This is a genomic window from Microbacterium sp. 10L49, assembly GCF_056395125.1.
Window position 1 is genome coordinate 886537 of sequence record NZ_JBFTIW010000003.1, and the last position, 12014, is coordinate 898550.

Consider the following 12014-nt stretch of genomic DNA (forward strand, 5'->3'; position numbering starts at 1 on the left):
CGATCAGGGGATCGCGCGGCGCAGCACCAGGTACGAGATCCCCGCGAGCACCGCGATCGCGACCAGGCCCCAGAGCGCCAGGCCGAGCGCGCCGAGCCCGGCGAGGCCCGCGCCCACCTGTCCCCAGAGCTCGAACCTGGTGATCACGAACACGACGCCCACCAGCACCGCACCTACTCCCACGCCGACGACGGCGATCGCGAGCGCCCCGGCACGCTTGAAGATCGTGGCGCCGGTGAAGCCGACCAGGAAGAGGAACAGGGCGAGCGTGAAGTACGTCAGTGCCGCTGCGAGCGGACCGCCTTCCCAGACCCAAGGCAGTCGGAACACGTAGCCGTTCACGCCCCAGCCGTGCGTCACATCCTCGATCCAGCCACCCAGCAGGAACATGGCGGTGAGAAGCAGCGCGCCGCCGATCGCGGTGAGCAGAGTGCCGAGGAAGAACTCGCGACGTGTGACGCTCAGCGCCTGGGAGAACGGGAAGGTCAGCGTCAGGGCCTGCAGGCCGAGCGCGAAGAAGTACCAGAGCGGCGCCTGGCCCGCGCCGCCGTACTTCGGGCCGTCGGACGGGATCATCGCGTAGATGACGATCGACAGCGCCAGTGCGGAGCCGAGGACGATCAGCGGGATCCACACCCAGGTCTGCTTGTTGACAAGCTGAAGGCGGACGACGTTCAGGATCCGGGACATCAGCGCACCTCCTTCGTGAGCGACAGCGGTTCTCCGTGCGATTCGGCGAGAGGGGAAGCGGCCGGTGCGTCATCGCCGGAGCGCTGTGTGAGGCGCACGATGAGCTGCTGCAGTGACACCGGGGCGAGGTCGAGGCCGGCGTCGACGATGCCGGCGCGGTCCTCGGGGGTAAGGCGGCCCAGCACCGTGGCCGAGGCCACCCGGCCGAGCGCCTCGCGATGCAGGATCTCCCGTCCCGCGGTCCAGGCGTCGACCGCCGCCGCATCCCCGACCACCGTCGAGGCGCGACCGCGCACCGCGTCCGTGTCCTCGTCGAGCAGGATCCGCCCGTCGTCGATCACGATGACCCGCTCGATCAGGTTCGCGACCTCGTCGATCAGGTGCGAGGACAGGATGATCGTGCGCGGGTGCTCGACGTAGTCCTCGAGCAGGCGGTCGTAGAAGATCTGCCGGGCCACGGCGTCGAGGCCGAGGTACGGCTCGTCGAAGAAGGTGACCTCGGCGCGTGAGGCGAGTCCGATGATCACGCCGACCGCGGAGAGCTGGCCGCGGGAGAGCTTCTTGATGCGGCGCTTCATCGGCAGTTGGAACTCGCCGGCGAGCCGATCGGCGAGCTGCTGGTCCCAGTTCGGGAAGAACAGCCGTGCGGCGCGCAGTGCGTGGATCGGTGCCGCGTCGTCCGGGTACTTCTGGCTCTCGCGCACGAAGCACACCCGGCTCAGCACGTGCGCATTCTCGTAGGGGTTCTCGCCGAACACCCGGACGTCGCCCGAGGTCGCGAAGTTCTGCGCCGTCAGGATCGACATGAGCGTGGTCTTGCCGGCGCCGTTGCGGCCGAGCAGGCCGTAGATCGTGTCGGGTTGGATGGACAGTGAGACATTGTCGAGTGCGAGCTTCTCGCGGTAGCGCTTCGCGAGGTTCGACACCTCGATGACGGCGGTCATGCGCGGTTCCCTTCGGTGCGTGCGGTGGTCGGGGCGAGTGCGGCGCGTTCGCGCAGCAGGGCGGCCAGATCGTCCTCACCGAGCCCGAGCGTGCGGGCCTCGGCGAGGAGTGGATCGATGAAGCGGTCCGCGAACGCGGTGCGGCGCTCGCGGAGCAGGATGTCGCGAGCGCCGACGGCGACGAACATGCCGATGCCGCGGCGCTTGACGAGCACTCCCTTGTCGGTGAGCATGGCCACTCCCTTCGCGGCGGTTGCGGGGTTGATCCGGTAGAACGCGGCGAGTTCGTTCGTGGACGGGGCCTGCGCGTCTTCGGCGAGCGTGCCGTCGACGATGGAGTCCTCGATCGCCTCGGCGATCTGGAGGAAGAGCGGTCGGCCTTCGTCGATCACGGATGTCCTCGTTGCGGTCAGTCGGTTAGTTACTCGACTAACTAACCATCGAACCTGAGGAGTGTCAAGTGCGGATCCGATGCCGACGCCGAGCTGTAGGTTCCGAGGCGAGGTGTCGGAATCCAACATGGTCTGTCGCTGAGATGTCGCATCGGACACGTTGCTTGGACGTGATACAGGCGTGATGTATCGCACGAGGAGCAGCGTCTGGGTGCCTCGGGCTAGGAACGGGTCGGTGAAGAGTTCGGGCAGGCCGGCGATCGATGACGCGGACCTCATCGGTGGGTACGCGTCGGCATGTCTGGCAGCCCAGGAGTCGCGCTGGGCGGTGCCTCGAGACCGATTCCTGCAGCTTGGTATCGGAGCCCGGAGCCCGGAGCCCGGAGCCCGGAGCCCGTAGCCCGGAGCACGCAGTCACCGCGGTGGGGTCTTTGAATAGCGAACCCGGTGATCATCTTCTTCGCCTGTGCGGTGAGGAGCGCGGGCTCTTGAGGACCAACCTCACAATTGTCGCCGGACACGCCGCGTTACTTTCGATTTTCGTAATCGGGCTGGTAATCTCGGTTTGTGGGCGGATCAATGGGAGCGCGGATTCGTGTTGCGCGGGAAGCGTCCGGGATGCGGGCCGCGGACCTCGCACAGCAGGTTGGTTTGAGTGCGTCGGCGTACTCGCTGATCGAGAACGACAAGCGCAACGTGAAGGCGAACGAGGCTACGGCGATCGCCAGGGCGCTGGGTATCTCGGTGTTGTCGCTGTTGGAGGACGGCTCGCCGACGCGTCTCGCGGCGGCTGCTGCGCGCTCTGCGACGGAGACGCGTGTTGCGGACAGTGCGTTGTTGGCGCGGATCAATCACATCCAGGATCTTCACCTGGTTCTTCCTGAGGGGGAACGTGAAGTTCGGGCAGTGTGGGATGAGGTCCCCTCTGTCGTGGGGTTGTCGGACCTGGCCGGGGCGCGGGTTCTTGCGGACTGGGTGCGGACCGTCATTGACGAGCACGAGCACGAGCAGGGTGCTGGCCGGTTTGTCGGTCTTGCGGAAGAACTGGGGATCCATTTCGGGATCGATGTCATTGTGGAGTCTTTCCCGGATGAGGTCATCGGCGCCGCCCTGTTGAGCCGCGCATACCCGACGATCGTCATCAATTCGACGCAGCAACGTCAGCGTTCGCTGTTCACACTCGCGCACGAGCTCGGTCATCTGCTCGCCGGCGAGGATGGCGGCATCACGGTGGACGGGAAGGTTGCCGCGACAAGCCCTGAAGAGCGCCGCGCGAACATGTTCGCGGCGGAGCTTCTGCTCCACCGCGATGACATCGCGAAGATCATGAGCGATTCGCACAACCAGATCCGGCCGGCGCTGGCACGCATGATGGCGGAGCTTGATGGCTCGTATCTGACCTGCATTTACCGTCTCCACAACCTCGGCTACATCAACGCTGCGGGTCGTGACGCGTTCATCGATATGCGCCGAGGGCGGTTCATCGACTCGTTGGAGGATGAGGGACTGAAGACTGTCCTGCAGTCTCGTTCCGATCAACTCTCCGAACGATCGGTGCTGCCCACGCAGCTGCTGGGTACGTTGAAACGCGCGTATCGTGAAGGCCTGGTGGCAGCGGCGCCGATCGCGGGCCTCGTCGGCGAGACGGTCGAGACCGTGATCTCGAGACTGTCGGCATCGGGGCCTGCACCGGAGATCCCGCTCGTGTTCGATGCTTTGGAGCCGGTGGACGTCGATGGTGATGTCTTCGCGGCGGGGTTCCCCGGCTGAGCGGGACTCGGAACCGTCATGCCGGTGATCCTGTTCGATACCGTCACGCTCGAGCATTTCGCCGTCGCCGGTCAGCTGGAGCTGTTGGAGAGGACGTTCGTCACGTTCGATGAGCCCCGGTGGACGGAGCAGGTCAGGCAGGAAGTCCTCGGGGGCGCGAACCTTGCGAAGAGCCGGGCGTTCTGCGAACCCGTCCTGCAACTGCAATGGCTGGGCGAGCCGGTCGAGGGGCCGCTCGATGAGACCCTGAAAAACCAGGTCCGTCTCGGCGGGTCCACCGCTGGCGACGAGCATCTCGGTGAGGCGGAATCGATCGCCTACGCGGTCACCTGCGATGCGGTGTTCGTCACCGACGACGCGGGAGCATACGACTTCGCGCGCAACCGAAATGTCCTCGGCCCTAACAACGTCAAAGACTCCTGCGCCGTGCTCTGGGACGCGTGCTCGGCGGGCGGCATCGGGGACGCCGACATCACCCGGTTCCACAACGACGTGTACGACAGCGGGCGCACGATGCGCTGCCGCTGCTCCCGCTGGCCCGGCGGAGACACCTTCGAAGACCGGATGCACCGATTCCACAGAGGCCACTAGATCCGCGAGCCGACGCACAACGTGTGGACACCTCGAGGCGGTGTGAGTTGAGTGCACCACGGGCGTGGCGGTTCTGGTCGCGGTGTTTGCACACCGGTGCGCGGAGCAGCACGGTCGCGGCGTTGGGCTGAGGCACAAAGTGCCATGGAAATGGTTACGGGATGGCTAGGCGTCTTGGGGGCTTCGAGCGCTTTCCTCGGCCCAACTCTCACCGCTGTTGATGCGAGCGATTCGTTCGTCCCAGCAGATCTTGTCTTGGGCGACAAGATCTGGTCCTGGCTCGTGGTTCTTGAACCAGTTGAGCGCGAGAGTCAGGGCGTCGTCTGATGTCTCGGTGGCGTAGTCGCGGATGCTATTGACGGTGGTTGCGCTCAACGGCAGCCCATGATTTACGGCGTTTCGGACGCGTCGGTGCCGGGCCTTGAGCAAGCTTGTCGACTTCCAGGTGCGGAGGAGGTGATCGTGTTCTCGTTCGGGGTTTGTGCAGATCGCCGCCGCGTGCTCGAAGTCGGCACGCTGGAGTGCGGTCATTGGCAGGGCACGGATGTCTTCTTGCAGGGTGATGGCATTGGCCACATTGACGATGAGGACACCGTCCGCGTCGTGGCGAGACAGCTTCGCTTCGAGCTCGCGTCGGTGTGCATGGTCTGGTCGAGCCCAGGAAGAGTTGAAGGGGGACAGAAGCTGCCGCAGCGCGTCGTTCTCGGCCTTCGCCAGCGCCCGGCGGTACTGGAGTGCGGTGGCGAGGGTATTGGGGTGCACGTCGATGACGGATGCGATGAGTTCCATGGCATGGTCCTCGAGCGCCGTCGCGACTCTCGGAGTTACGGGGCGGGCACCGTAGAAGGTGACATCGCGGTGATCCGTCATCTTTGCTTCCTGGAGCGCGGTCAGCGCCTCCACGAGGGCATCGGGCACGGGCTGGGCTTTCAGTGCTTCCCCGAGCGTTTCGGAGACATACGCGAGAAGTCGCGCGGTGCCGTGCATCCCGTAGCTATCACCGTGGTGTTGGTCGATGTTCAGTGCTGGTCCGAATGTGGTCTGTCGGGGCTTGTGATCCACCACGACTGCGGAATGTTTGGTTTGCTGCCATGAGACGCCGCCGGCGTGAACGGCGATGCTCAGGATGGCGTCGACGCGTCGCAGAGCTTCCTCCACGGCTCCCGCGAGTAGGCGCGTGCCCAGGTCGACGCGTGCGAGGACAAGATTCGAGTTCGCTTCCAGCGACCAGGCGTGAACATCGTCCAGCCAGTTGACGTCGGTGCGGAGTTCCCGGAGTTCTGCTCGCTCTGGGAAATCCTGCCCTTCGGGGCCGAAGGCGTTGGGAAGCGCCCATTCAGGTTGCAGAAACGTGATCGGTCCGGCGACCTCTCGAACGCCATAGATCGTCGCCCGGCGATAGACAGTCCAGACGACGACGTTGCCCGACACTGTCGCTGTGAGAGCGTCTCGGGCCATGGTGAGGCGATGCTGTTCTGTGAGCGGTGCGGGCAGCGGCTTCTCTTGCCGGAGGGTCAGGGATTCTTCTTGGTCGATCAGCATGTTCGCCGCTATGTGAAGGGGTGACGAGGAACTCATTGCCGCTGCGCCGAGTTGTGAGGCGATCAACGCTGCTCGTGCTCCGAGGTCATCGGTGGTGGTTTGCGGGGTGTGCGCGGTGTTGCAGAGGTCCTGGAATGCGTCCGCGATGGCGGCTTGCGAGTGCCATTCTTCGAGGATTCGGTCTGCTGTGGCGATGGTTCGTTCGCGGTTGGTCTCGTTGCGCAGCTCGCCCAGTGCCTCGCCGAGGCGGGCGTGTAGGTGTTCGCCCAATCGTTCGATTTGGGCGTCGAGCTCTGCTCGTAGCGACGTGCGGTTGCTCATCACGGCCCGTGACGTCCAGTCCGCTGGGCGGGTGGCCCGCGCATACGCTCGCAACTCTGCTACCGCCTCTCCAAGCGCATACGGGGCTGGCTCACGGAACGGCACGGGAAGGACCGTTGCTACCGACAGCATCCACTCACTGACTGGTGCGGGTGGGTTGTTCCACATGCGTGTTTCCTCTCTGCCAGCGTCGCCAGCCTGCCATTGCACGATCATTCTCGCGGCAAGCTGATCCGCCAGGAGAGTGAACGGAATGTGGATCGTCCTATCGGCCGAGGCAAGCGCCGCTGGCCGTCGTGCGCTTGCTCCGAGTCGGTGCAGGACCTTCGGTAGGAATCCGCCAACTGCCGTGGACGGGCGGTGGCTGAATCGCTGTCAACTATCTCGGATTCGGCTCGCTCCACCGCCATCTTGGCGCTGAACCTACACGAGCGCAGGTTCCCGCCGAGGCGGTCGATCACCCGCGTGTATGTCACTGCAGCGCCTCGGGCGCCCTCTGCTCCGGCGCAGATGTTGCGGGTCAGAGCATCGTGGTGAGCACGCCGCCATCGGCGCGCACGGCGGATCCGTTGGTGGCCGAGGAGCGGGGGCTGGCCAGGTAGGCGACGAGGTTCGCGATCTCCGCAGGTTCGATGAACCGCTCGAGCAGGGTCGTGCGGTTCTGGCCGATGATCGCGGCCTTGACCGTCCCGACGTCCACGCCCTGGGCGGCGGCGAGCTGGGTGACGACCGCCTCCACTCCGTCGGAATAGGTCGGGCCGCCGAGGATGCTGTTGACGGTGACACCCGTCCCGCGGGTGAGCTTGGAAAGGCCGTTGGCGAGGGCGAGCATCGCGGCCTTGGTGGCGCCGTAGTGGATCATGTCGGCGGGCACGTCGACGCCGGACTCGCTGGCGATGAACACGACCCGCCCCCACCCGCGGCGCAGCATGCCCGGCAGGAGTGCTCGCGAGAGCCGGACGCCGCTCATCACGTTGACGTCGAAATAGCGCTGCCAGTCCTCGTCGGCGATGTCGCTGAACGGCGCGACCCCGAACAGGCCGACGTTGTTCACCAGGACGTCGACCTCGCCGATGTCCTGCAGCAGAGGGGAGGTCTCCCCGGGGTCGGCGAGGTCGGCGGCGACTCCGCGCAGCAGTGCTCCCGGATGCTCCGTGCGCAGTCGGGACACGGCGGCGTCGACGGCGGCGGGGGTGCGCCCATTGATGATGACCTCCGCCCCCTCGGCGGTGAGTGCGGAGGCGATGGCAAAGCCGATGCCCTGGGTGGATCCGCTCACGAAAGCCGTCCTGCCGTGCAGTTCCAGGTTCATATCGCTCCGTTCCAGACGGCGTCGGTGTCGCCGTTTCACTTGCTTGGGAAAGTCAAACTACGCGTATTCAGTTGCTTGAGCAAGTCAGGCTCTTCGGTTTCGAGGTATCCTGACCTCGTGCCCGAACCCACGAGATCCGCCACGACGCCGCTGCCCAGAGCGGAGATCTGGGCGTCCGTCGCGACGCTCCTGGAGCGCCTTCCTGCCGCGCTCGACGCCCAGCTGCAGCGGGACAGCGGCCTGACGCACTTCGAGTTCGGGATCCTCTACGCGCTCGACGCCGCTGAGGGGCGATCTTTGCGCTTGAGCGTGCTCGCCGGGTTCGCGAGCTGCACGCTCTCGCGGCTCTCGCGTGCGGTCTCACGCCTCGAGCAGCGCGGCTGGGTCCGGCGTGTGATCGACCAGACGGATGGAAGGTTCACCCTCGCCGTGCTGTCGGAGGACGGCCACGCGAAGGTCCAGCAGGCGACCCCGGGTCACGAGGCGCTCGTCGACACGCTCGTCTTCGACGTCCTCACCGCCGCCCAGGCGCGACAGCTCGGCATCGCCAGCCGGCGGATCTCGGCGGCCATCGCCCCCGACCCGATCTGGATCCCGCCGAGCTGAGGTTTCGAGCTGCGCCGACCCGCGTCACTCCAGCGGGAAGGTCGCCTCGACGCGCAGGCCGCCCGCGGGCAGGGCGGTCAGCTCGAGCGCCCCACCCAGCACGTCGACGATCGAACCGGCGATCGCCAGGCCCAGGCCGGATCCGCCGTGCGCCCCGTCGCGGGTGCGGCCGGCGCCGCGCTGGAACGGCTCGACCAGGGTGGCGACCACGGCCGGGTCGAGCCGGTCTCCGGTGTTCTCGACGACCAGCGCACCCTGCCCGCCGAGACGGAGCGTGCGCACGGTGGCGGATCCGCCGGAGGGCAGATTGTGCACGAGGGCGTTCTGCACGAGGTTCAGGGCGAGCTGGTCGAGCAGTGCCGCGTCCCCGCGGACCATGACCGGGTCGCCGACCGCGTCGAGCCGCACGTCACGAGCCGCGGCCACCTCGTGCAGCAGCTCGACAGCGCCCTCCGCGGCCAGGGACAGGTCGACGGGGACGCGGGCGGGCGGACGGGCGTCCAGCCGTGCGAGCAGCAGCAGTGCCTCGGTCAGGGCGATCGCACGCTCGTTCGCGGTGCGCAGGCGCACGAGCAGCTGAGGGATGTCGGGATCCGGATCCGCCTCGGCCACGTCGAGCACCGCGCGGGTGATCGCGAGCGGGGTGCGCAGCTCGTGAGATGCGTTCGCGGCGAAGCGGCGCTCGCGCTGCAGGTCGCCCTGGATGCGGTCCAGCATGCCGTCGAAGACGTCGGCGAGGCGCCGGAACTCGTCGTCGCGGCCCGGCAGCGCGATCCGCGCGTCCAGGTCGCCGTCGCTCACGGCCTGCGCGGTCTCGCCGATCGCGGTGAGCGGGCGCAGCACCCGACCGGCCAGCAGCCAGCCGCCGAGCACGCCGACCGCGATGAGCCCGAGCAGCGCCCACGTGGCGGGCGGAACGAACGCGCGGATGATGTCGGTGCGATTCGGCGCCCAGCTCGTGCCGGCGATCGGGTCGGTGTTGTAGACCGTGCCGTCGGGCACGTATCGCAGCAGCCACAGCGCGACGACGCCGAGCAGCACGGCGCCCGCCACCGCGACGAGCGCGACGTAGCTGAGCGTGAGTCGCCAGCGCACCGACAGGCCGGCAGCGCGGACCGGGCGGGGAGGGAGCGCCGGCGTCGAGGGGAGTGCCGGTCTCGGCGGCTCTGCGAGGGGCGATGACGCGTCAGGCATTCCTCGTGCGCCCCGGAATCGTCGCATCCTCGTCCATCGCCTCGTCGCCCGAATCGCCATCGCGCGCGCTGCCGTCGACGTCGATCCGGTAGCCGACCCCCGGCACCGTGAGGATCACCCAGGGCTCTCCGAGCCGCTTGCGCAGCGCCGACACCGTGATGCGCACCGCGTTCGTGAACGGATCCGCGTTCTCGTCCCAAGCGCGCTCGAGCAGCTCCTCCGCGCTGATCACGCCGCCGCCGGCCTCGACGAGCACCTGCAGCACCGCGAACTGCTTGCGCGTGAGGGCGACGTAGCGTCCGTCGCGGTACACCTCGCGGCGGAACGGGTCGAGCCGGATGCCGGCCAGCTCGTGCACCGGCGGCGTCGACCGCGGGGCGCGCCGGGCCAGCGCCCTGATCCGCAGGATCAGCTCGCGCATCTCGAACGGCTTGGTCAGGTAGTCGTCGGCGCCGAGCTCGAAGCCGGTGGCCTTGTCATCCAGACGATCGGCGGCCGTGAGCATGAGGATCGGCAGGCCGGATCCGGACGCGACGATCGCCTGCGCGATGTCATCGCCGCTCGGGCCCGGGATGTCCCGGTCGAGCACGGCCACGTCGTAGGCGTTGATGTCCAGCAGCTCCAGGGCGACGTGCCCGTCTCCGGCGGTGTCCGCGGCGATCGCCGCGAGGCGCAACCCGTCTCGGACCGCTCCGGCCAGGGTGGGTTCGTCCTCGACGATCAGCACGCGCATGCCAGAAGCCTAAGCACACCGGCATATCGCGGGTGTATGCGAAAACGCGAACGGGCGCACAACGTCCGCCTCGATGGAGTGGAGGCATGGACACGAACACCTCTGCTCCTCTGCGACCCGGATCCGCGCCGGAATGGATCCTGCCCCAGGAGCCCGACGCCGACGCACGGCGTACGGCGGAACGGATGCCTGCACCGCGGCACCCGGCGTCGAGGGCGCCCCGGCGGCACCGGCCGCTGTTCCGGTTCTTCGCCACGCTGGCGGTGCTCGCACTGCTGGGCGCCGGCACCGCGGCCGCGGTGATCACGGCGGCCGTCACCGCGCGGCCCGACTATCCGGGGCCGGTAGCCGCGGGCGACGACGGATCCCCGTCCGCACGCAGCGGCGGCATGCCGACCGCAGAGGACGGCTACCTCGCGGACGGCGACTCGGTGGCGCTGTCGGACGATGTGCCCGCGGTCGCGAAGCTGGAACCCGCTCTGCGCGAGGCGCTGGGGCAGGCGCTCGCCGGGGCCGAGGAGGACGGGCTCGAGCTGCGGGTGGCGAGCGGCTGGCGCTCGAAGGCGTACCAGGCCTGGCTACTGCGCGATGCCGTGCGCACCTATGGATCCGAGGCCGAGGCGTCGCGGTGGGTCGGCACCCCGGAGACGTCGCTGCACGTCAAGGGTCAGGCGGTCGACATCGCCCCGTACGACGCCGCGGACTGGCTGAACCGCCATGGCGCGCAATTCGGGCTGTGCCGCACGTACGACAACGAGGCCTGGCATTTCGAGCTGAACCCGTCCGCGATCGACGAGGGCTGCCCGACGATGTACCGCGATCCGACCGAGGATCCCCGGATGCGGGGCTGATCGGGCCGGGCGGCGCGGATCCGCCGCCCTCCCTCTGTTCACTGGTCGCAGATTGCGGTTCTGAGCACATGAAACCCGCAATCTGCGACCAGTGAGCGGGGTGGAGTCCGAGACGGATGGGGTGGCCGGCGAACGTGGCGCTCGGCGAACGTGGCGCGGCCTGGTTGCCGGGGCGGATTACTTGTAGAAGCCGTCGCGCAGGTTGATGCCGTGCTCGAGCCAGGCCTTGAGCGCCGCGAGCATGCCGGTCCAGCCCTCGCAGTTGCCGAAGGCGCTCTTCGCACCGCCCGAGGTCGCGCGCCACGTCGACTCGGTGATGGTGACGAGGGTGCGTGCGCCGTCATCGATCGGGGCGAAGGCGAACACCGTGCGGGTGGTGCCGGTGTCGTTGCTGCCGGGCGCGGCCGCCCACTCGATCACGATGCGCTCCGGAGCCTTCGCCTCGACCACCACGACGGGGAAGCGTCCGGGGAAGTCGGCGAAGTCCCAGGTCACGTCGGCGCCGGGTTCGAGACGGCCCCGGGCTCCGCCGGTGGTGAAGTAGTGCGAGAGCTGCGCCGGATCGGCGACCGCCTCGTAGACCTCCGCCGGCGGACGGGAGACGCGGCCAGAGACGGAGAAGGACAGTTCTGTGAGCGGAGCCATGTCCGCAGCGATTTCGATCTGAGACATGTTGTAAGATTACAACATGAATGCGGGGGAGGGAACCGAGGACGACGATCTGGTCTTCAAGGCGCTCGCCGCTCCCGTCCGCCGCCGGATGCTCGACGCCTTGCGCGCGGCGCCGCGAACGACGGGTGAGCTGTGCGCGTGCTTCCCCGAGCTCGACCGCACTACCGTGCTGCAGCACCTGAAGGTGCTCGAGCGCGCCGAGCTCGTGATCGGCCGTCGCGAGGGCAGGGAGCGGCACCTCACACTCGCCCCGCTGCCGATCAAGCGGATCCACGACCGCTGGATCGGCGCTTACGCCGCGGCCGCCGTCCAGCTGCTGGACGACCTCGACCGAGGCTGATGCGGCGACGGCCGAGCCGTTGACCGAGTCGCCTCTGTGGGGTCGTTGAGCGAGCA

General features: G+C 67.8%; 13 protein-coding genes. 5 read left to right on the top strand and 8 right to left on the bottom strand.

The annotated features are described in order from the left end of the window. Positions 1 to 3: 3 nt before the first annotated feature. Genes AC1DCT_RS11965 through AC1DCT_RS11975 form a run of 3 tightly spaced genes read right to left on the bottom strand, consistent with a single transcriptional unit; the run spans position 4 to position 2026 of the window. Entirely contained in the window at positions 4 to 690 is a 687-nt protein-coding gene (locus AC1DCT_RS11965) for a hypothetical protein (RefSeq protein ID WP_477429394.1), read from the bottom strand. Beyond that, the gene (locus AC1DCT_RS11970) at positions 690 to 1634 is read right to left on the bottom strand and encodes an ABC transporter ATP-binding protein (RefSeq protein ID WP_477429395.1); all 945 of its coding nucleotides are present in this window, start codon (positions 1632 to 1634) and stop codon (positions 690 to 692) included. The genes AC1DCT_RS11965 and AC1DCT_RS11970 overlap by 1 nt, the downstream gene beginning before the upstream one ends. Continuing rightward, on the bottom strand, positions 1631 to 2026 hold the full coding sequence (locus AC1DCT_RS11975; RefSeq protein ID WP_477429397.1) for a GntR family transcriptional regulator: 396 nt from the start codon (positions 2024 to 2026) through the stop codon (positions 1631 to 1633). Before AC1DCT_RS11975 ends, AC1DCT_RS11970 begins: the two co-directional genes overlap by 4 nt. 567 nt (positions 2027 to 2593) lie before the next feature. On the opposite strand from AC1DCT_RS11975, the gene AC1DCT_RS11980 reads away from it, so the two are divergent. Beyond that, positions 2594 to 3796: a helix-turn-helix domain-containing protein gene (locus AC1DCT_RS11980; RefSeq protein WP_477429399.1), complete on the top strand. Its 1203-nt coding sequence runs from the start codon at positions 2594 to 2596 to the stop codon at positions 3794 to 3796. Positions 3797 to 3814: 18 nt separating this feature from the next. After that, positions 3815 to 4387: a hypothetical protein gene (locus AC1DCT_RS11985; protein ID WP_477429401.1), complete on the top strand. Its 573-nt coding sequence runs from the start codon at positions 3815 to 3817 to the stop codon at positions 4385 to 4387. A gap of 165 nt (positions 4388 to 4552) precedes the next feature. On the opposite strand, the gene AC1DCT_RS11990 is transcribed toward AC1DCT_RS11985, so the two are convergent. Beyond that, positions 4553 to 6250 (bottom strand): hypothetical protein, encoded by a 1698-nt coding sequence (locus tag AC1DCT_RS11990; RefSeq protein WP_477429402.1) that lies wholly within the window; start codon positions 6248 to 6250, stop codon positions 4553 to 4555. Between the two features lie 520 nt (positions 6251 to 6770). Next, positions 6771 to 7529 carry an SDR family NAD(P)-dependent oxidoreductase gene (locus tag AC1DCT_RS11995; protein ID WP_477429404.1) on the bottom strand — a complete coding sequence of 253 codons (759 nt, stop codon included), beginning with the start codon at positions 7527 to 7529 and terminating at the stop codon, positions 6771 to 6773. A gap of 150 nt (positions 7530 to 7679) precedes the next feature. On the opposite strand from AC1DCT_RS11995, the gene AC1DCT_RS12000 reads away from it, so the two are divergent. Next, positions 7680 to 8168 (top strand): MarR family winged helix-turn-helix transcriptional regulator, encoded by a 489-nt coding sequence (locus tag AC1DCT_RS12000; protein ID WP_233311687.1) that lies wholly within the window; start codon positions 7680 to 7682, stop codon positions 8166 to 8168. A 24-nt stretch (positions 8169 to 8192) separates the two neighbouring features. Here the strand turns inward: AC1DCT_RS12000 and AC1DCT_RS12005 are convergent, their stop codons facing one another. Then, positions 8193 to 9362 carry a sensor histidine kinase gene (locus AC1DCT_RS12005; RefSeq protein WP_477429406.1) on the bottom strand — a complete coding sequence of 390 codons (1170 nt, stop codon included), beginning with the start codon at positions 9360 to 9362 and terminating at the stop codon, positions 8193 to 8195. After that, positions 9355 to 10095 (bottom strand): response regulator transcription factor, encoded by a 741-nt coding sequence (locus tag AC1DCT_RS12010; RefSeq protein WP_477429408.1) that lies wholly within the window; start codon positions 10093 to 10095, stop codon positions 9355 to 9357. The genes AC1DCT_RS12005 and AC1DCT_RS12010 overlap by 8 nt, the downstream gene beginning before the upstream one ends. An 86-nt stretch (positions 10096 to 10181) precedes the next feature. On the opposite strand from AC1DCT_RS12010, the gene AC1DCT_RS12015 reads away from it, so the two are divergent. After that, positions 10182 to 10946, top strand: a complete 765-nt coding sequence (locus AC1DCT_RS12015) for a M15 family metallopeptidase (protein ID WP_477429410.1) — start codon at positions 10182 to 10184, stop codon at positions 10944 to 10946. A 177-nt stretch (positions 10947 to 11123) separates the two neighbouring features. Here AC1DCT_RS12015 and AC1DCT_RS12020 read toward each other — a convergent pair whose 3' ends face one another. Then, complete coding sequence (locus AC1DCT_RS12020) at positions 11124 to 11618, bottom strand: SRPBCC domain-containing protein (RefSeq protein ID WP_441978351.1); 495 nt, start codon at positions 11616 to 11618, stop codon at positions 11124 to 11126. Between the two features lie 16 nt (positions 11619 to 11634). Here AC1DCT_RS12020 and AC1DCT_RS12025 point away from each other — a divergent pair, with 16 nt between their 5' ends. Further along, complete coding sequence (locus tag AC1DCT_RS12025; RefSeq protein WP_440732900.1) at positions 11635 to 11958, top strand: ArsR/SmtB family transcription factor; 324 nt, start codon at positions 11635 to 11637, stop codon at positions 11956 to 11958. The last annotated feature ends 56 nt before the right edge of the window (positions 11959 to 12014 follow it).

Bases quoted from the DNA above. Each gene is read 5' to 3' on its own strand.
- AC1DCT_RS12005 (WP_477429406.1), bottom strand. From the start codon at position 9,362: ATGCCTGACGCGTCATCGCCCCTCGCAGAGCCGCCGAGACCGGCACTC.
- AC1DCT_RS12025 (WP_440732900.1), top strand. From the start codon at position 11,635: ATGAATGCGGGGGAGGGAACCGAGGACGACGATCTGGTCTTCAAGGCG.
- AC1DCT_RS11970 (WP_477429395.1), bottom strand. From the start codon at position 1,634: ATGACCGCCGTCATCGAGGTGTCGAACCTCGCGAAGCGCTACCGCGAG.
- AC1DCT_RS11965 (WP_477429394.1), bottom strand. From the start codon at position 690: ATGTCCCGGATCCTGAACGTCGTCCGCCTTCAGCTTGTCAACAAGCAG.
- AC1DCT_RS11985 (WP_477429401.1), top strand. From the start codon at position 3,815: ATGCCGGTGATCCTGTTCGATACCGTCACGCTCGAGCATTTCGCCGTC.
- AC1DCT_RS12010 (WP_477429408.1), bottom strand. From the start codon at position 10,095: ATGCGCGTGCTGATCGTCGAGGACGAACCCACCCTGGCCGGAGCGGTC.
- AC1DCT_RS12020 (WP_441978351.1), bottom strand. From the start codon at position 11,618: ATGTCTCAGATCGAAATCGCTGCGGACATGGCTCCGCTCACAGAACTG.
- AC1DCT_RS11990 (WP_477429402.1), bottom strand. From the start codon at position 6,250: ATGAGCAACCGCACGTCGCTACGAGCAGAGCTCGACGCCCAAATCGAA.
- AC1DCT_RS12015 (WP_477429410.1), top strand. From the start codon at position 10,182: ATGGACACGAACACCTCTGCTCCTCTGCGACCCGGATCCGCGCCGGAA.